Source organism: Yersinia sp. FDAARGOS_228, from assembly GCF_002073315.2.
Lineage (GTDB): Bacteria > Pseudomonadota > Gammaproteobacteria > Enterobacterales > Enterobacteriaceae > Yersinia > Yersinia intermedia.
Map to the genome: position 1 here is coordinate 1,443,923 of NZ_CP020409.2, position 18,802 is coordinate 1,462,724.

Below are 18,802 nucleotides of genomic sequence, written 5' to 3' on the forward strand. Positions count from 1 at the left end.
ATTACACTGGCAGTGACTCGCCACCCTTAAATTGGCTGATATCCAGCCGATGAAGTTTTACCTTTCGCCATAAAGTTGTGCGGCCTATCCCTAATAAGGCCGCCATTTCATTGAGCTGACCTTGGCAGACCAGTGCAGCACGAATAATGGCCTGCCTTTCTAATTCTTGTAGCGATAATACGGGCTGAGGTTGCGGCATATCCGGTTCGAGCAGTAGTCTCTCCCCCAATAGATGCTCTGGCAAATCATTGAGATTAATTCGGTTATGGCGGCAGGCCATCGCGGCACGCTCCACTACGCTTTTTAGTTCCTGATCATTACCTGGCCATGGGTATTGGCATAACTGACGGATCACACTTTCATCAGGCTGATATTGGCAGTGGAAATGTTGCCCAATACTTGCCAGCGTATGCTGCACCAGTAGTGGGATATCTTGCTGGCGCTGGCGCAGCGGCGGAATATGTAATTCGAAAGATTGCAGGGTATAAAATAGCTGGCGACGAAAACGCCCTTGTTTTACCAGTAAGGGTAGGTCTGCTCCGGTGGCAGTAATAATCCGCACATCGACGGGGATCACCCGATTGGAGTTGACCCGCATGACCATGCCAGTTTTGACGATTTGCAGTAAAGCTGATTGCATTTCTGGTGACAGATATTCAACTTGTTCCAGATATAAGGTACCGCCATTAGCCAGCTCAAACTTGCTGGGTTGGCCGGATTCCCCTTCACTGGCATCACTGCCAAGAAATTCGCGCGCCATAAAATTCTGCGGCAATGCCTGACAATTTAAGACGATGTAAGGGCCATCGGCTCGATTACTGGCATTATGGATTGCTTGCCCCAACTGCTGTTTACCGACCCCTTCTTCCCCGTGCAGTAAAATTGGATGCCGGCCTTTAGCGGCCTGCTTGCCATAACGCACCAGGCGGCGCATTTCTAGTGAAGCAACCGGCATATCCTCAAAAGTACAATTTGCCCGCCCTAATTGGTTGTGTACCATTTGCCGCAGTAATTCTTGTGGATGAAGTAATGCAATAAAGCCGCAGCGATTACCATCAGGAATGGGTTTGAGGGTTAAGAGGGCGGAAATAAATTGCTGCTGGCTCTCAAACGTCACCTCAACGTGGCTGAGAGGATTACGATGTAAAATGGCATGGGTCAGTAAGGAAGGTAAGGTCAGTAAATCTGTGACCGGTTTGCCGAGGCTACTGGTTTCATCTAACTGCAAAATAGCGGCAGCGCGGCGGTTGAGATACAGCAGACAACCGCGTTGGTCCCATGCCATGACACCATCGTCCACGCCATCGAGTAGGGCATTGAGTTCATTCAGATGGCGGTTAGTTTCTGCCAATAAGCTATCTGCGTGGAGATAATTGCCAATTTCGCGGGCGATAGCTAATGTCAGAGGCAAGTCACTTGCCGCCTGTTCGCTGAGCAGGCTACCTAAAACAATCACCGCCCGTTGGCGGCCACTGTTGTCATACACCGGAGTGGCGCAAAAACGCCACGGGTGCAGCGCTTGTTTAAAGTGCTGTTGGCCACTGACTTGTATCGGGTTACCTTCAGCAATTGCCAGCGCCGGTGCATTGGTGCCCATTAGCCCTTCCGCCCAATAACTGCCGCAACCGATCCCCAATTCCTGTAGCTGACTAATGGTTTGCGGATGCCCGCATTGCCAGAGGGTACAGCCACTTTCATCCAGAATCAGCAGCACACAGGGGCGTGATTCCATATATTCGTACGCATCTTCCAATGCGGCTTGACCTAATACCAGTAAGTCATTTTTGCGCTGGCAAATTGATTGAAAAGTTGCACCCACGGCCCGATGAGGTACTCGCCATTGGTGGGCTTGCATCAATTTTTGGCAACGCCGCCAGGACTCTGCCAATGCTGGCGTGGTCACTGGGTCAGTGTTGCTCATTGAATGCCTTAGAACCTGGATGCCGCCAATGGATCTGCCCTGGCAGAATCAGTTGATTTTGCGCCAGTGGCGATTCGGCAATTAAGCTGGTGATCATCTCAAAGCTATGGCGTGCCAGCCCTTGGCAATCTTGTGCAATGGTATCTATTTTCAACGGTAGGCAATCAAACAGATAATGATCGTCAAAACTGCATAAATGAATATCGCTGTCCATTAATTGATGCTGATTGAGATAGCGCAGTACACCTTCCAACAGCCCACAGGCGGCAGTAAACACCGCTTTTGGTGGGCGGCCTAATTGTGCACAGAGTTGAGCTATCATTTCATAACCGGAACTGGGCAGGTAATGGCCATTTAGTATCCATTCTGGGCGGCACGTCACCCCTGCCTGTTGCAGACCTTGCTGGAAACCGGCTAGCCGATCACGGGTAGGTGAGATGCGTGGCTGACCACCAAGAAAATAAAACTCATCAGGATGTTGGCGGGCAACGTTTTCAACCAATAGGGTGGTGGAGGCCACGGAGTCAGTGATAACCAGCGGCAACTCTGATTCACCAATTAATCGGTCCATCTGCACCACCGGTAGGCAGGCATTGATCTTTTGATATTCACTGTCATTGAGCTGGCTGGATGCGACAATCAGGCCATCGACCTGACGTTGTACCAGGCTATTGACCGCCATCATTTCCTGACCGGGGTTTTCATCGGTGCAAGCAATCAGTAGCTGTAATCCGGCTTCGCGACACAGCATCTCTAGCTCACGTGAAATCAGGGCAAAACCGTGGTTGGTCATCTCCGGGACCACCAATCCTATGGTGTGGCTGCGGGTTGAGCGTAGCGAGCGGGCATGGAAGCTCGGTTGATAGTTATGCTCGTTAGCCAAAGCAACAATACGATCCCGCGTTTCATCGGAAACACGATACTCCTTGCTGCGCCCATTGAGCACCAAACTGGTGGTCGATTTCGACACCCCAGCCAGTTTGGCAATATCGTTAATGGTGATTCGTTTATGATTTTTCACAGGTTATTGTTTTTCACTGAGTGAATCTGTCGCCTTGAAAGATACTTCATTCTAACATGGGCGAAGACAACAACCAGTGTTGCAGACGCAGTTCAGCATTTCCGTTAAAGATTGCTATAGGGTCTTCAGTTGGGAAGTAGCATGTGGTCATTACCGCCTCCCCCTGATTGATAAAGATCTCTATGCTGCAACTATCGCAGAGCAGTTGTAACTGCTGCAATTGACCGCGCCAATAACGGAACTCTTGCAGCCCGGTACGCAAATTCCGGCGGCTTAGTGTGATGCGTTCACCGTCCCATACCAGCATCATTTCATCGCCTAACCCGAGGATAAATGGCGCACTGACGTCGACTATCATTTCCGCACTGCGGATGGAGAGTGCCGGTGCTTCTTGAGCACGGCCTTGCCACTGGCGATGCTCACGGCGCAATACCTGCAATTCACGCGCGGGTCGTTGAATGACTTTGCCGTCAATCAGACTCAGTTCTCGCGGGCAGGTCATGGTATGGATCCAACCATAGGCTACCGTGGGTTGATATAACTCATCTTCATCCGGGATCCCCATCCAGGCGAATAACAAGCGCCGGCCATCTGCGGCCAGCGTGGTTTGTGGCGCGTAGAATTCGAAACCGGCATCCAGTTCGTGGAACGCCTGATGGTCGAATGCTGCCTTGGTATAATCTAATTGGCCCAGTAAATAACCCGCCTGGAAGGTATTACGGTAACGCTCTGCTTCGGCAGCGATGCCCTGCGGGCAGAAAATCAGCATGTCCTGATCCGCTAACCTGAACATGTCAGGGCATTCCCACATGTAGCCAAACGGCCCTAATCCGCCCAGGCCGGAACCGGCAATTTCACCCAGAGGGTGCCATTCACGTAAATCATTGGAGCGTAATAACAGTACTTTCCCTTGCAATTGCTTATCCTGCGCCCCTAATACCATGTACCACTGACCGTCGTGCTGCCAGACTTTCGGGTCGCGAACATGGCCGGTATAACCCGCAGGTAATGGGAGTACTGGCCCTAATTTGTCATATTCCCCCCGTTCATTCTCCTGTGCCAGACATTGGAATGCGGTACGCGAGCCATCAGGATATTTCACATTACCGGTATAAATTAGAGTGATTCGGTCATCAGCAATGACGGCAGAACCTGAGTAGCAGCCGTGGCTTTCATATTCTTCACTGGGCACCAATGCGACAGGCTGATGTTCCCAATGAATCAGATCGGCACTACGCCAATGGCCCCAGTATTTACTGCCGTGGCGGCAATCCAACGGGTTCCATTGATAGAACAAATGGTAATAGCCAGCATGATAAATAAACCCGTTGGGATCATTCAGCAGCCCGACACTGGGGGCCAGGTGCCAGCCCGGCCGATGAGTGTCACGCGATGCGCGGATTTGACCACGCATCACTGCCAGCGTAAGTTGTTTTAGCAAACTGACTTCTTGCATTATTCGCTGTCCGTTTTGTACTTAAGCAGTAGAGAGATAATAAATGCAGCACCAAATGCAATGACCAATCCAATCAGATAATTAACAATTGAATTACCTTGTACGATAGCGATGCCTGGGATGCCGGTTAAACCTACAGCGGTCATATTGACATGATTCGCGACTACCCAGGCTCCCCCTAATGCGCCGCCGGCCAGTGCCGCAAGGAAGGGTTTGATAAAGCGCAGATTAATCCCGAAAATTGCCGCTTCGGTAATACCCAGCATGGCAGAAAATGCCGATGGGATGGCGATGGCTTTAATTTTAGCATCGCGGGTCTTAAAGTAGACCGCCAGGCAGGCTCCGCCTTGCGCCACGTTTGCCATTGACCAGATAGGTAACAAGAAATTGACCCCGATATTCGGATTACCCAATAGCCCAGCCTCGATGGCGTGGAAGCTATGATGAATACCGGTTATCACTATCACGGAATAAAGCCCGCCGAACAGTAACCCGGCCAGCCAGCCTGCATGGGTTATCAGTGTGCTAAGTACCAGCGAGATCCCATCACCCAATACTCGCCCGGCAGGGCCGATAAATAACAGCGCGACAAAACCGGTAATGATCACCGTTAAAAAGGGGGTGAGGATCAGGTCCAGCGCATCAGGTATCACTTTGCGCAGGCGCTTTTCCAGCATACTCATAAACCACACAGCCAGCAGCACTGGGAATACCGTGCCCTGATAGCCAATCATCGCTACCTCCATACCGAAGAAATTCATGGTATGGAAACCGCCTGCAACCCCCCAGGCATTGGTTAGCGCTGGATGCGTCAAAATGCCGCCCAGAGTTGCTCCCAGATACGGGTTGCCGCCAAACTCTTTGGCTGCGGTGAAACCAATTAAAATAGGCAGAATGATAAAAGCAGCGGAGCTGAACATATCCAGCATAATAAACAGCGCGCTGTCGGCATCGGCCCAGCCATAGGTTTTTACCATGCCGAGCAAGCCCATTAACAGGCCGGACGCCACAATCGCTGGAATGATCGGGACAAAAATATTGGATAGCAGGCGGGCAATGCGTTGGAACGGATTGAGTTTACGCGCAGCCACAGCGGCAGCTTCAGATTTACTGGCTTCGTTTACACCCGCTACCTGGATAAATTCGGCATAAACTTTATTGACCAGCCCGGTACCGAAAATCACTTGTAACTGCCCGGCATTGCTGAAGCAGCCCTTAACGCCATCGAGTTTCTCTACCGCTGATTTTTGCACTAAAGAATCATCTGCCAGAACCAAGCGCAGGCGAGTGGCGCAGTGTGCAGCACTGACGATATTCTCTTTACCACCAAGCAATGGGAGCAGAGCCGTTACGGTCTCGTTGATATTCATGATATCCCTCGCAAATTTATTTTTATTCCTGCATGCCGAGGATCGTCACGGCTGCAGGTGGTATTCTTCGTGATTACTGCTGTGCGCAATAGTCAGAACCAGGTTTCCATTTGGATACCAAAGTTCCATTGTCCACCGGCGGCAAAACCATCTTTACCGAAGGAATCATCCTTGGCGTAGTTATCCAGATCTTGGCTCCAATCCATATAGGTGGCGAACACCCGAATTTCCGGCCGGCTGAAGAAGTTGCTGATATCACCTGCTTTAAAGGTTGGGGCGAAGGTCAATTTATAGAAACCGCCACTGACTTTGTGATAATCCTTATAGCCCTGCGGATCCAGATTCATGTACTGATAACTACCTTCATAAGCTAATGCAAAATTCTCGGTGATTTCCTGAATCAGGCGGGTGTTGAATGTTATCCACTTATAGCTATCGCCCGAGACATAACGATCCTTACTTTGTTGCGCCAATATTGCTGGAGCCAGACTCCAGTTTTTACTTAATGCGGTGGTGCCGTAAGTCGCCAAACGCCAGGTATCTGCGCTGCTGGTTAAGTTGCCATCGGAACCGATGGATTTTACTTCAGCCCCTAAACCATGGCCGTACAGCAGTGCGGTTTTTGACGTACCATCACGTAGCCCATAGAAGCTGTCACCGTGATAGGCCAACATGCTGTGAATACCTTTGTCAGCGGCATGGGTATTGACGGTTTCACCGCTATTTTGGCGCGCTTCGTTATCTTTGGCCCGCAACCCGCTCACCATCCACTGGAAGGGGCCGCTATAGTTATTGGCAGTGAAAATATAGCTTTGGATATCGCTATTAACATTCTCGATCTCACCATAATTACGGCCATATAACGAGAAGTTACTCTTCAGGTTATCAGTCCATTTGATGTCATAGATACCGCCACCAGTACCGGCAAGGAATACCACGTCTGAATCCAGCCAGTGAATATCAAAGTTATCGCGATCGAAACGTTTACCTGCCCACAATGTGCTGTCTTTAAAAATACCGTTAAAGGTTGGCAGGGTACCCAGTTCGACAAATGCCTGGCGCACATTGAGGTCACTGCTGTCGGCTGTCCAGTCGTTATAGCTGCGCTGACCATCAGCCAGCATCACTTTATAGCGGGTGGTGGCACCGTTATCCAGCTTCTGCTTTTTCTCCAAATTGACTTCAACATAAGTGTCTGGCTCATTACCCAAGCGGCCAACTGCCCCTCCGGTACTGCCCGCTGGCGTAACATACGGGCCACCTTGGGTGCCGGTGCCAGAGTCGTTCATTAGCAGACCAGAACGGGCATAACCATGAAACTCAAAGCCGTTGCCATCCTGTGTTTTGCTTTCCAGTTTATCGGTGCGCTTAGCCACCTGAACGGTCTTTTCTTCTGCCTGAAGTGTTCTGGCTTCCAGTTTTTGTGCTTGTTTTTCGGCAATTTCGGCGCGTGTTTCTGCATTTTTTGCCCGTTGTTCCGCTTGTTGCAATCGCTGCTCCATAGCATTGAGGCGGGCTTCTATATCCATGCTTGAAGAAGAAGAGGCTGCAAAGGTGGTGGTCGCTGCGCAGGAAAGGATAAGTCCTATTGATACAGCAAGATAGCTTGGTTTTATCATCATTTTATATCACTCGGTATGTGATTAATTGTATTTATGCTAAACAGCTAAACCGGTTTTTCATGGCTAACATAAGGGGGAACCTCTGGGATTAGCAAAATATTTTGCTAACCCGATTCAGCTATTGTGATCCAGGCTGCAAATTGCACGATTTTACGAGTGGAATAAGGCTATGGGCGGCAGGATAGAACTAGAAATACAATGTTAGATACGAGGAAATAGGCTGGGTATTTAGCAACAAGAACGGCAGGTAAGAGGGGAGATGGATGCCTGCCAAAGGCGACATCCTGACGGGTTTATACAGAGAATCGTTTATACAATGAGTGACTGCGTTGAAGAAAATCCAGCAACTGTTGAGCATTAGGTAACGCAGTCATCGCCCCTTTAGCGCTGGTGGCCAAAGCACCACAGGCTTGCGCCTGATCGATGGCGGCGGTGAGATCTGCACCTAAGTGCCAGTCCGGTAGCCGTGCCAATGCCGCCAGCAACCCAGCGACAAAGGCATCACCCGCGCCGGTTGTATCTACTGGAGTGATTTTTCGGCTTGGGTATTTTTGCAGGCGATGGCGGTTATGCACCCAAACGCCATCGGCTCCTAGTGTCACCAACAGCAATTTGCAGCAATAGTCGGCCATCACCTGTTCCATTGCGCTGGCAACATCCTGATCCGGGCAGATAAAATTCAGTTCTTCCAACGACAGTTTCACCACATCGGCTAACATCAGCGCCTGTTGCAGACAGGGGAGTAACGCTTGTGGCTCACGCCAGATATCGGCACGGATATTGGGGTCAAAACTGACCCAACCGCCGTCGGCTTTAATACGGCGCATCGCCTCAAAGGCGGTACTGCGGCTCGGCTCTTGGCTTAAGGCAATAGAGCACAGATGCAGCCACTGATTATTTTTAAATTCAGGTAAATCATCTGGTTGCAAGAATAGATCAGCACTCGGTGTCACCATAAATGTAAAAGTGCGTTCGCCATGTTCATCTAAATCCACCACCACCGTAGAGGTATGGTGCAGCGGATCTTGCGTCATCGCGTGGGTATCAACGTTTTCTTGCTGTAATACCTGCTGCATAAAACGACCAAAACTGTCTTGCCCAACCCGGCCAATAAAGGCACTTTTACCGCCCAATCTGGCGATACCGACCGCCACATTGGCAGGTGCACCCCCTGGGCATTTAAGATAACTATTTGAATTTTCAGGAACTAAATCAATTACAGCATCACCTAAAACCCAAATGGTATTTTCCATGATAAACCCTTTTTTTCTTCAATTCTGGTTGCTGCTAAAAGTAGAAGAATCGGTTTAGCAAAGCAACAAAATAATCTGTTGTAGCCAAAAAAACAGTGCCAGGCTGCATTGTCAGTCGATTTTTATCCCCCGTCGCAAGGCGCTTTCCGGTATAACCCTACTTTATATAAATGATAATCATTATTGTATTTGCATTGCAGTATCTGAATATTATTCAGGGTTTCTCTAGGGAGTATCGGTAGAGTAAGGGATTGGCTTTTTAATGAGGGAAATAGAGCAGTTTATGGTCTTAAACGCAGATTATGTCCAACTGTGCGGGAGGATGATTCACTTAAATGGATGTTATTTGTCAGTAGATGAGCCAGTGATTTATTTTATTGAGATGCAATGATAAGGTTTAATAACATAATTAAAGTGAAATATAATACCGCAGTATTAAACTCAACCATTATGGTAAAAAATAATAATTGAGTCTGTACTGCGTGATTTAATTAGGGTGATGATTCAACGTTTGATAATTTTTCTCCGGCAAAGGCAACTTTATTACGGCCATTTTTTTTGGCTCGGTAAAGTGCTTCATCTGCGGCTTTGAGTGAGGAGGCCAGATCATAGGCTTGAAGAGGCGAAATACCTGCACTCAGTGTCACAGTTGTGGAAACTTTATGGTTAAAAACATGTGGAATATCAAGCCCTAAAACCCGTTGGCGCACGCGCTCAGCCAATTGGCTGGCATATTCTTCACTGACATGAGTCAAGAGCACTAAGAACTCTTCACCGCCGTAGCGCACCACGATATCCCGTGAACGAACTGCATCACGAATAGCGGCAGCAACGCGAACCAGCGCTTGATCCCCCATGGTGTGACCATAGTTATCGTTATAAGCTTTAAAATGGTCGATATCGAGTAACAGTACGTAATGATTGCCAGGGGACTGAGCCAGCAGTGTTTCAAGTTTATTCTCCAGACCCCGGCGATTATACAAACTGGTTAAGGGATCTATCATGCTTAAATCACTGAATTTTTCCCTTTCATTATACAGGCGTGCGACAAGTTTTCGGGTAAAGTCATCGCTACGGCGCAGCATCAAATGATGTAAAGAGAAACCAATCAGTGGCAGCATGATAGTAAATAAAATACGGAAAATATTTTGAAAATCATCCAGTAAAATAACGGTTAAGGCAGATGGGGCGGTGTGCAAACAAAATGCGAGGAAATTATCAGACAGAGCTATGGTGCTGATAAAGAAAATCGTAAACAGGCTAAGCAATAAGTAGTTATTTACATTAGTACCCAAGTATTCGTATTTAAGAATGATTTGCCAGGCCCAAAGCATACCCATGATTATTGAAAATAAATTCAGTTTATCGGCATAATTCTTCGAAATAAAAATCAGATAAGCTGCGGCACTCAGGCTGATAACCGTGATTAGCACTATCGGTAATGTCACCGCTGGTGTTTCAGGCGACGGTAATATCATACTAAAAATAGATGACGACGCATTGAGAAATAGAAAAAGCAGTAAAGAGAGCCGATGCTTACTTTTCAGAAGCTGATCGTAGGAATGGCTATTCATATTCAATTCACTCTGCATAATGTCGTGCTGTCAGTAGACAAATAAACAATATCCTCATAAGGCCCTATTATTTAGGCATCACGATAAATAGTTTTTCTTGGTAATTATTTTTATTTGAAGCTTTTTAACATCATTTTAGGAATTTTCTTAACCAAAATTACCATTTTTGTTTCAGCCTGTCATCATGATGTTTCTTACCTTGTTGTTGCTTGTCTGCTGCCAACAACTTCATAGTGCAGACTGTGGTAGAGTGATATATGATATTGGTTATCATTATCACTTGAGGCCATTGCTATGATTACAACCAGATTAGCCGCTTATCGTTGGTATGGGATCAGTGGGTTATTGAGCCGTGCTATGTCTAGTGGCTGGGGGATATTGCTGCCTTTTGCTTTACTACCGGTTTTGGGATGGGCAGATATCACCATCGGTCAGTTACGTATCCTGATTGTGCTCGCCATGCTGGCCACGGTTAGCATGCTGTATCACGCACGGTTGCGGCATTTTTTATTGCTGCCATCTTGCCTGGCGCTGTTGAGCGGCCTGACTGCGGTATTAATGCATAGCGGGATACATTGATTTACCTAAAACCCAACATTGAACCCAATCGAGCGGACTGAATTTTAGTAAGTAGAGGTATTGGCGTGTATTTCAGGAAGAGGAATTGCCAGAAGAAAGGTATTACTGCGCTTTTTGAAATCATTGTGGTGCGAAGGGAGGGACTTGAACCCTCACGTCCGTAAGAACACTAACACCTGAAGCTAGCGCGTCTACCAATTCCGCCACCATCGCCCAAATGATTTCTTACTGCTTATCCCCGCTATACTTCCAACTGCATGTGCGTTTGCCGCTTTCCTGCAACTCGAGTTATTTTGGGTATATCTTGAAAAAGTAAAACTTAGGATTTATATCACCAGCTTGGTGCGAAGGGAGGGACTTGAACCCTCACGTCCGTAAGAACACTAACACCTGAAGCTAGCGCGTCTACCAATTCCGCCACCATCGCATGTGCTGTGCAATATAAATCTTTACTGCTACTTACTTTACCAAAATGACCTACTCACAAAATAGATTACTTACAAAAGACTGTTTGGTGCGAAGGGAGGGACTTGAACCCTCACGTCCGTAAGAACACTAACACCTGAAGCTAGCGCGTCTACCAATTCCGCCACCATCGCGTACCGGAACATGACTTTTATAAAGCAACTACGGAGGCGAATTCTAGAGATTTTCACGTTCAGGTCAATACTTATTTCCCCTAAGCGGGACGTTTGCTGTAAAAAGCATCATATGTTGAATAATTGATTTGATTACAGAAGCATTTTTAGTTTTTAGCGGCTACTGGGTAGATGGGATGATGGCTGTGGATAATGGGAAAACAGCTCAATAAGCCAGTCAATTAGCACCCTGACCCTGGGGGCGAGAAAACGGCCCGCAGGGAACATGATAAACAGTGGCATAGCCGGCGGTGGGCAGTGGGGCAGTACCTCTATCAGTTCCCCTTGTGCTAATTGGCTCTGAATACCTGACGTGGGAGCCTGAATTAATCCTAAGCCTGCGACACCGGCTGCGATATAAGCATCGGCACCACTGACACTCAAGATGCCAGGTAAGGTACGGTTTTCAACCTTGCCCTGATAAACAAATTCTAGCGGGTAATCACGGCTATTTATCTGTGAGAAATAGCCCACAGCTTGATGGCCAGCCAGATCGTCAAGGGACTGCGGGACACCCTGTTTTGCCAGATATGCCGGAGATGCACAGGTTATCTGTGGTTGTAGACCAATATTTCGCGACGCTAATTGCTCATCATGGGGTAGCCATGCGCGCAAAACACAGTCTACACCTTCACGCATCAGGTCAATGGTGCTGTCATTCGCACCGAGCATCAGTGTGATATGGGGATAACGCTGATAAAAGTCATTCAGCGCGGGGATAACCACATTGCGGGCCAGCGAATGTGGCATATCAATGCGTACTTTCCCCTCGGGTTGTAACCGCTGATGGCTGAATAGCGAGTCAGCCTCTTCAAACGCTGACAATAATTGCAAACAACGCTGGTAATACAGCGTGCCTTCAGCCGTGATATTGACTTGCCGGGTGGTGCGCACCAATAAACGCACACCTAAGCGCTGCTCCAACCGTTTTAAGGTATGGCTGACCGTTGCGCGTGGCAATTGCAGTTTCTCCGCCGCGCGACTGAAACTGCCCAATTCAACAATACGGACAAATATCCGCATAGCTTGTATTTGGTCCATGATTGCATCCCGCCATTGTTGGTGTTTTTTGAACAGTAATGAGCAATCTGCATTATTTATCTTTCCTCGCTAAACAACCACACTTTCTTCCGACATCACTAATGGGGAATATCACAATGCAACAACGTCAATTAGGTTTGAATGGTCCACTCGTCTCAGCGCTGGGGCTTGGCTGCATGGGGATGAGTGACTTTTACTCCACCAATCAGGATGTGAATGAATCCATTGCGACGTTACATCGTGCGCTGGAATTGGGGGTGACTTTGCTCGATACCGCCGACATGTATGGCCCGTTTACCAATGAGGAGTTGGTTGGGCGCGCCATTAAAGGCAAACGTGATCAGGTTTTTCTGGCCACTAAATTCGGTATTGTTCGTGACCCGGCAGATCCGACGGTGCGTGGCGTCAGTAGCCAGCCTGATTATATTCGTCAGTCTGTTGACGGTAGCCTAAAGCGGTTGGGTGTTGATGTCATTGACCTTTATTACCAGCACCGTGGTGATCCGAGTGTGCCGGTTGAGGATGTGATTGGCACGTTGGCTGATTTGGTTACCGCCGGTAAAATTCGTTATATCGGTTTGAGTGAAGTCTCAGCGACAACATTAGAGAAGGCCCATCAGGTACATCCCATTACCGCAGTGCAGAGTGAATACTCACTTTGGACACGAGATGTGGAATCCTCTGTATTGGCGACCTGCGAACGGCTAGGCGTGGGGTTTGTGGCTTATAGCCCTCTGGGGCGTGGTTTCCTGACTGGAGCGTTACGTCGCCCGGAAGATCTGGCTGCTGATGATTTCCGCCGTCATAACCCGCGTTTCCAAGGGGATAATTTTGCCATGAATTTGGTATTGGCCGATGCGGTAGTGGAAATGGCGCGTGAGAAAGGGGTTAAACCCGCCCAACTGGCGTTGGCATGGGTATTGGCGCAGGGGCAATATATTGTTCCGATCCCAGGAACCAAACGGCGTGCTTATCTGGAAGAGAATCTGGCAGCACTCGATCTGGCACTCAGCCCGCAAGAGCTGGCGGCGCTGGATGCGGTATTCCCGTTCCATGCCGCAGCGGGTGAACGCTACGGCGTGGAGGGAATGGCTCATCTTAACGCCTAGTTTTAACGTTTTTTCTTAGCGTCTCGTGGCGCACGCCCGACAGTTGCCTGATACACCTTAAAACGACCATTCTGGGCCAGCACTTCATGGCTGCCAAATGCCGCATCCAGCAGTGCAGGGTAAGGCAGGAAGGAGTTCGCCACTATCCGCAATTTACCGCCGACATGCAGGTGAGCGGTTGCGCCACGGATCAACAATTCTGCCGCAGTCAGGCTGGTTTGAATGCCATCATGGAACGGTGGGTTCGAAATAATCATCTCGAAGCGGCCTTTAATGTCGGAGTAGACGTTACTGGCGATCACTTGTGCGTCGATGTTATTCGCCGCTAATGTCGCTCGGCTGGCCTCAATAGCGGCCGCAGAGACATCACTCAGGGTCCATTTGATTTTAGGTGATTGCTGCGCCAGTACTGAGGCCAGCACACCTGCGCCACAGCCGACATCCAGCACATTGCCTTTAAATGGCTCACTGAAAGTAGACAGTAACAGATGGCTGCCGGAGTCCAGCGAGTCACGGCTGAATACGCCAGGCAATGTTTTGACTGTCACATCGCCCACCTGGTAACTTTCCCACCAGGCATCAGCATCAAATTCCGGCTGCTTATCCAATCGGCCATGGTACAGGCCGCAACGGCGGGCGCTGTCGATTTTGGTCAGTTGCGCAAATTCAGATAACATTTCTTCTGCGCTGCGCACGCCACTGCGGTTTTCACCCACCACAAAAATATCAGTGCCGACAGGCAATAACGAAAGCAGGTTAGCCAGTTGGAACAGGGCTTCCTGTTTGCTTTTTGGCCAGTAATAAACCAGCGTATCGCAGTTAGCCACCATGTCGGCAGTGGCCAAAAGACCGAATTGCACATTCTCTTCCAGCGTATTGCTCAGTAATTGCCAGTGGTGATATTGATTGGTATGAACCCGTACCCCGGCTGCATCAAACTGCGCTGGCAGCGCATCTTGTAAATCACCGGCAAACAACACATGGCGGGCTATAAATTCATCACTATGGCGCAGTATCACTTCACTGGCTGGGGTTAATGCTGACATCAGTCTTTGGCTCCTTATTAATATGATTGGGGATTATAGAGGTTTGTTGGCACATGTTCGATGGGTTTGCTAGCATAGCGTCGAAATACGGGTCGCTCTGACAGGAAATGGCATGGCATCAAGACGAGACTTGCTGTTACAACAGCTAGGCATTACGCAGTGGACATTGCGCCGCCCGGCCGTCTTGCAGGGTGAAATCGCAGTGCGCTTACCCGCAGATACCCGCCTGCTGATTGTGGCACACCAGCTTCCAGAATATGATGATCCACTGTTGTGCGATGTGTTGCACAGCTTGGGTCTCACGCCGCGTCAGGCTTATGCGCTGACGCCGGAAAAGGTAGCGATGTTGCCAGAAGATACGCAGTGCAACAGTTGGCGATTGGGCATCAGTGAACCGCTTGCGGTCGTTGGCGCGCAGTTACACAGCCCGGCACTGGCCGGACTTTATCAAGACGCGAGCGCTAAGCGCGCACTTTGGCAGCAGATTTGTCACCATGAAGCAGATTTCTATCCTGACGCCAGCCGATCTGGCCGCAGCGTACAACATTGAGCAAGCCAGCCACGCTTTCCCGTGGACGGAAAAAACCCTGGTCAGCAACCAAGGGGATCGCTATCTCAATTTTAAGTTGAGTGTCAGTCAACAAATGGTCGGTTTTGCCATTACCCAAATAGTGTTGGATGAAGCGACGCTGTTTAATATCGCCATCGATCCACAGTATCAGCGTCAGGGTTATGGGCGTTTACTGCTTGAACATCTGATTGAACAGTTGGAAACACGTGATATCGTCACTCTTTGGCTTGAGGTGCGAGCTTCAAACGCTCGGGCTATCGCCCTCTATGAGAGTTTAGGCTTTAACGAGGTTTCTGTGCGGCGTAACTATTACCCGAGTGCCGATGGGCGTGAAGATGCCATTATGATGGCGCTGCCGATGGGATAGCACCGTTTTGCCGATTGTCAGTTGTGAATAATGACGGTTTGTCTTGAATAACGATTGTTTGTCTTGAATAACGACTGTTTGTCTTGAATAAATTGTCTATCTCGCATAAATCAGAGAAAATACCGCGCTATAGCCACTTATACCCGACGTAAGAATTGCCGCCAACCGTGCTGCAATTTCACATAAGCAGGGGTATGGCGCCACAATCAATGCCTCGCTTTGCCTGACCCGCATATCAATAAGATATGAGGCCCAGAGCAGGGCGGCCTAAAAGTAGAAATCTCAAACTATGTCTCCAAGTGAATACGCACTGGAAGTCGCGAAAAGACGTACTTTCGCGATCATTTCCCACCCCGATGCCGGTAAAACCACCATTACCGAAAAAGTGTTGTTGTTCGGACACGCAATTCAGACCGCCGGTACGGTAAAAGGCCGTGGCTCAAGCCATCATGCCAAATCTGACTGGATGGAAATGGAAAAGCAACGTGGGATCTCCATCACCACCTCGGTGATGCAGTTTCCCTATGGCGGTTGTCTGGTCAATTTGCTCGATACCCCAGGCCATGAAGACTTCTCCGAAGATACTTACCGTACTCTGACTGCCGTGGACTGCTGTCTGATGGTGATTGATGCGGCAAAAGGGGTTGAAGATCGGACCCGTAAGCTGATGGAAGTGACCCGTCTGCGTGATACGCCGATTCTGACCTTTATGAATAAATTGGACCGCGATATCCGTGATCCGATGGAAGTGTTGGATGAAGTGGAACGTGAGCTGAAAATTGCTTGTTCACCCATCACCTGGCCGATTGGCTGCGGTAAGTTGTTTAAAGGGGTTTATCACCTTTATAAAGATGAAACGTATCTCTATCAGACGGGTAAAGGCCACACTATTCAGGAAGTGCGCATCGTCAAAGGGCTAAATAACCCAGACTTGGATGCAGCAGTTGGTGAAGACTTGGCTAAGCAGTTCCGTCAGGAGTTGGAACTGGTACAGGGGGCTTCTCATGAGTTCGAGCATGATGCTTTCCTGTCTGGTGACTTAACGCCGGTGTTCTTCGGTACCGCTTTGGGTAACTTCGGCGTCGATCATATGTTGGATGGCTTGGTTGAATGGGCTCCGGCCCCGATGCCACGTAAAACAGATACCCGTGAAGTGGTTGCTGCTGAACCCAAATTTACCGGTTTTGTTTTCAAAATTCAGGCAAATATGGACCCGAAACACCGTGACCGTGTTGCCTTTATGCGTGTAGTTTCTGGCCGCTTTGAAAAAGGGATGAAACTGCGTCAGGTGCGTACCAAGAAAGACGTGGTGATTTCTGATGCACTGACCTTTATGGCCGGTGACCGTTCGCATGTAGAAGAAGCGTTTGCTGGCGATATCATTGGCTTGCATAACCACGGTACCATTCAAATTGGTGATACCTTCACCCAGGGTGAGGATATGAAGTTCACCGGTATTCCGAACTTTGCCCCTGAATTGTTCCGTCGTATTCGCCTGCGTGATCCATTGAAACAGAAGCAGTTGCTGAAAGGGTTGGTTCAGTTGTCAGAAGAGGGGGCGGTGCAAGTGTTCCGTCCGTTAACCAACAACGATTTGATTGTCGGCGCAGTTGGTGTTCTACAGTTTGAAGTGGTTTCTTCACGACTGAAAAGTGAATACAACGTGGAAGCGGTGTATGAATCCGTCAACGTCTCTACCGCCCGTTGGGTGGAGTGTGATGACGTGAAGAAGTTCGAAGAGTTTAAACGTAAAAATGAGGTTAATCTGGCACTCGATGGTGGTGATAACTTGAGCTATATCGCCCCAACTATGGTTAATCTTAATATTACGCAAGAGCGTTACCCGGAAGTGAATTTCCGTAAAACCCGCGAACATTAATCACCCGCCAAGCCGCATTCTATCGGGGTACCCAGTACCCCGATTCATTAATTCCCCTCACTATTTTCTCCTTAGGATAACTCCTACTTAATCATAAAAATCCGGCTTTAGGGCGATTCTGACTGTATTTATTCTGTGATGCTCTATCTTTATAGATACACGCAGGATTGACGCACATCACTTTTGGGTCAAATAACCTGTAGTAATCGTAAAGTATTCATCAAATGCCCACCCCTCTGGGGGGCGTAAAAATCCGTAAATTTGGGTGTTGTAATCCATTAAGCTTGATAACCCTTTACGGTTTATAACGACAAAGGAAGAAATCGATGACAAATACAAAATTTGCCCGTTCAATGATCGCTGTTGTTTTAGGTACTGCACTGATGAGTGGTAGCGTGTTCGCTGAAGAAACCATGCTCAATAAGACAAACAACGTGGTAGACAGCACCGGCGCGAAACTCGATAGCTCCATGAAGAAAGTCGATAACTACATGGGCGATAGCGCTGCAACAGCGAAAGTGAAAAGCGCCTTGTTGGAAGAGAAATCCCTTAAAAGTACGGATATCTCTGTTGAAACCAACCATGGCGTCGTCACTTTGACTGGTTTTGTGACTTCTCAGGCTGAAGCTGAAACCGCCGTTGAAATTGCCGGAAACGTTGAAGGCGTTAAATCTGTCAGCGATAAGCTGCATGTGAAGGATCAGAAATCACAATCAGTCAGTGAATATGCTGGCGATGCTGCAACAACCAGTTCAATCAAAGCCAAATTACTGGCTGATGACATCGTACCCTCACGTAAAGTGAAAGTAGAAACTACCGACGGCGTGGTGCAGTTGTCAGGTCATGTTGAGAGTAAAGCGCAGTCTGACCGTGCTGAAAGTATCGCTAAAGCCGTTAATGGCGTGAAAAGCGTTAAAAATGATCTGAGCATCAAACCTTAATTATTATCGGCTGATGGGTATTTCGTGGGAGAGAAATACTTTACGGAATAACGTTTATAAGCCCGTCAGCCAAATAATAAATCCGTTAATAATGCGACTTCTGTTAAACACGCTACTGTTAAATAGACCGAAGGTTAAAACGCTGTTTTTAACGTAAGTGTATAAAGCCATTTTTAAAAACGGGAAGGAGAGGCTTATGTTTCGCTGGGGCATCATATTTTTGATTATTGCTTTAATCGCTGCGGCATTAGGTTTCGGCGGGTTAGCCGGTACGGCAGCTTGGGCTGCAAAAGTCGTCTTTGTAGTGGGTATTGTCCTATTCCTCATCAGTCTGTTTACAGGCCGTAAGCGCCTTTAGTAAGGCGAGAGGGTTACAGCAAAGGATAAGACGAGGTATCCTCAGCACCTGTTGTA

The 18,802-nt window shown here is 48.5% G+C and carries 16 protein-coding genes and 3 tRNA genes; 7 read left to right on the forward strand and 12 right to left on the reverse strand.

All coding sequences use genetic code 11. The annotated features are described in order from the left end of the window. Window position 1 precedes the first annotated feature (1 nt). The 7 genes from dhaR to A6J67_RS06660 all read right to left on the reverse strand — a co-directional run bounded on the left by dhaR (window position 2) and on the right by A6J67_RS06660 (window position 10,235). On the reverse strand, window positions 2-1,921 hold the full coding sequence (gene dhaR, locus A6J67_RS06630; protein WP_032907261.1) for a dihydroxyacetone kinase operon transcriptional regulator DhaR: 1,920 nt from the start codon (window positions 1,919-1,921) through the stop codon (window positions 2-4). Continuing rightward, window positions 1,908-2,942 (reverse strand): LacI family DNA-binding transcriptional regulator, encoded by a 1,035-nt coding sequence (locus tag A6J67_RS06635; RefSeq protein ID WP_042568611.1) that lies wholly within the window; start codon window positions 2,940-2,942, stop codon window positions 1,908-1,910. The genes dhaR and A6J67_RS06635 overlap by 14 nt, the downstream gene beginning before the upstream one ends. Before the next feature lie 46 nt (window positions 2,943-2,988). Beyond that, window positions 2,989-4,398: a glycoside hydrolase family 32 protein gene (locus A6J67_RS06640; RefSeq protein ID WP_005189806.1), complete on the reverse strand. Its 1,410-nt coding sequence runs from the start codon at window positions 4,396-4,398 to the stop codon at window positions 2,989-2,991. Next, window positions 4,398-5,768, reverse strand: a complete 1,371-nt coding sequence (locus tag A6J67_RS06645; RefSeq protein ID WP_050296814.1) for a sucrose-specific PTS transporter subunit IIBC — start codon at window positions 5,766-5,768, stop codon at window positions 4,398-4,400. The genes A6J67_RS06640 and A6J67_RS06645 overlap by 1 nt, the downstream gene beginning before the upstream one ends. A gap of 92 nt (window positions 5,769-5,860) precedes the next feature. Continuing rightward, the gene (locus A6J67_RS06650) at window positions 5,861-7,390 is read right to left on the reverse strand and encodes a carbohydrate porin (protein ID WP_071843467.1); all 1,530 of its coding nucleotides are present in this window, start codon (window positions 7,388-7,390) and stop codon (window positions 5,861-5,863) included. A gap of 293 nt (window positions 7,391-7,683) precedes the next feature. After that, the gene (locus A6J67_RS06655; protein WP_050089859.1) at window positions 7,684-8,643 is read right to left on the reverse strand and encodes an aminoimidazole riboside kinase; all 960 of its coding nucleotides are present in this window, start codon (window positions 8,641-8,643) and stop codon (window positions 7,684-7,686) included. 491 nt (window positions 8,644-9,134) lie between these two features. Beyond that, window positions 9,135-10,235, reverse strand: a complete 1,101-nt coding sequence (locus tag A6J67_RS06660) for a GGDEF domain-containing protein (protein ID WP_042568608.1) — start codon at window positions 10,233-10,235, stop codon at window positions 9,135-9,137. Window positions 10,236-10,511: 276 nt separating this feature from the next. On the opposite strand from A6J67_RS06660, the gene A6J67_RS06665 reads away from it, so the two are divergent. Continuing rightward, window positions 10,512-10,796, forward strand: coding sequence for a DUF1435 domain-containing protein (locus A6J67_RS06665; protein ID WP_050296816.1), 285 nt, complete (start codon window positions 10,512-10,514; stop codon window positions 10,794-10,796). Window positions 10,797-10,922: 126 nt separating this feature from the next. On the opposite strand, the gene A6J67_RS06670 is transcribed toward A6J67_RS06665, so the two are convergent. From A6J67_RS06670 to A6J67_RS06685, 4 genes are all read right to left on the reverse strand, one after another. Further along, window positions 10,923-11,009 (reverse strand) — tRNA-Leu (locus A6J67_RS06670). Between the two features lie 127 nt (window positions 11,010-11,136). Beyond that, a tRNA-Leu gene (locus tag A6J67_RS06675) sits at window positions 11,137-11,223 on the reverse strand. 85 nt (window positions 11,224-11,308) lie between these two features. Beyond that, window positions 11,309-11,395 (reverse strand) — tRNA-Leu (locus A6J67_RS06680). A gap of 153 nt (window positions 11,396-11,548) precedes the next feature. Beyond that, on the reverse strand, window positions 11,549-12,475 hold the full coding sequence (locus tag A6J67_RS06685; RefSeq protein ID WP_050288154.1) for a LysR family transcriptional regulator: 927 nt from the start codon (window positions 12,473-12,475) through the stop codon (window positions 11,549-11,551). A 116-nt stretch (window positions 12,476-12,591) separates the two neighbouring features. Here A6J67_RS06685 and A6J67_RS06690 point away from each other — a divergent pair, with 116 nt between their 5' ends. After that, window positions 12,592-13,584 (forward strand): aldo/keto reductase, encoded by a 993-nt coding sequence (locus A6J67_RS06690; protein WP_050296818.1) that lies wholly within the window; start codon window positions 12,592-12,594, stop codon window positions 13,582-13,584. 2 nt (window positions 13,585-13,586) lie between these two features. Here the strand turns inward: A6J67_RS06690 and rsmC are convergent, their stop codons facing one another. Continuing rightward, complete coding sequence (gene rsmC, locus A6J67_RS06695) at window positions 13,587-14,630, reverse strand: 16S rRNA (guanine(1207)-N(2))-methyltransferase RsmC (RefSeq protein WP_042568605.1); 1,044 nt, start codon at window positions 14,628-14,630, stop codon at window positions 13,587-13,589. 112 nt (window positions 14,631-14,742) lie between these two features. On the opposite strand from rsmC, the gene A6J67_RS06700 reads away from it, so the two are divergent. The 5 genes from A6J67_RS06700 to A6J67_RS06720 all read left to right on the forward strand — a co-directional run bounded on the left by A6J67_RS06700 (window position 14,743) and on the right by A6J67_RS06720 (window position 18,746). Next, window positions 14,743-15,180: a DNA polymerase III subunit psi gene (locus A6J67_RS06700; protein ID WP_032907783.1), complete on the forward strand. Its 438-nt coding sequence runs from the start codon at window positions 14,743-14,745 to the stop codon at window positions 15,178-15,180. Next, complete coding sequence (rimI, locus tag A6J67_RS06705) at window positions 15,125-15,568, forward strand: ribosomal protein S18-alanine N-acetyltransferase (RefSeq protein ID WP_032907784.1); 444 nt, start codon at window positions 15,125-15,127, stop codon at window positions 15,566-15,568. The genes A6J67_RS06700 and rimI overlap by 56 nt, the downstream gene beginning before the upstream one ends. Before the next feature lie 289 nt (window positions 15,569-15,857). Beyond that, entirely contained in the window at window positions 15,858-17,447 is a 1,590-nt protein-coding gene (gene prfC / locus A6J67_RS06710; RefSeq protein ID WP_005191790.1) for a peptide chain release factor 3, read from the forward strand. Between the two features lie 326 nt (window positions 17,448-17,773). Beyond that, window positions 17,774-18,388 (forward strand): molecular chaperone OsmY, encoded by a 615-nt coding sequence (osmY, locus tag A6J67_RS06715; RefSeq protein WP_050072490.1) that lies wholly within the window; start codon window positions 17,774-17,776, stop codon window positions 18,386-18,388. Between the two features lie 196 nt (window positions 18,389-18,584). After that, window positions 18,585-18,746 carry a DUF1328 domain-containing protein gene (locus A6J67_RS06720; protein WP_004876076.1) on the forward strand — a complete coding sequence of 54 codons (162 nt, stop codon included), beginning with the start codon at window positions 18,585-18,587 and terminating at the stop codon, window positions 18,744-18,746. The last annotated feature ends 56 nt before the right edge of the window (window positions 18,747-18,802 follow it).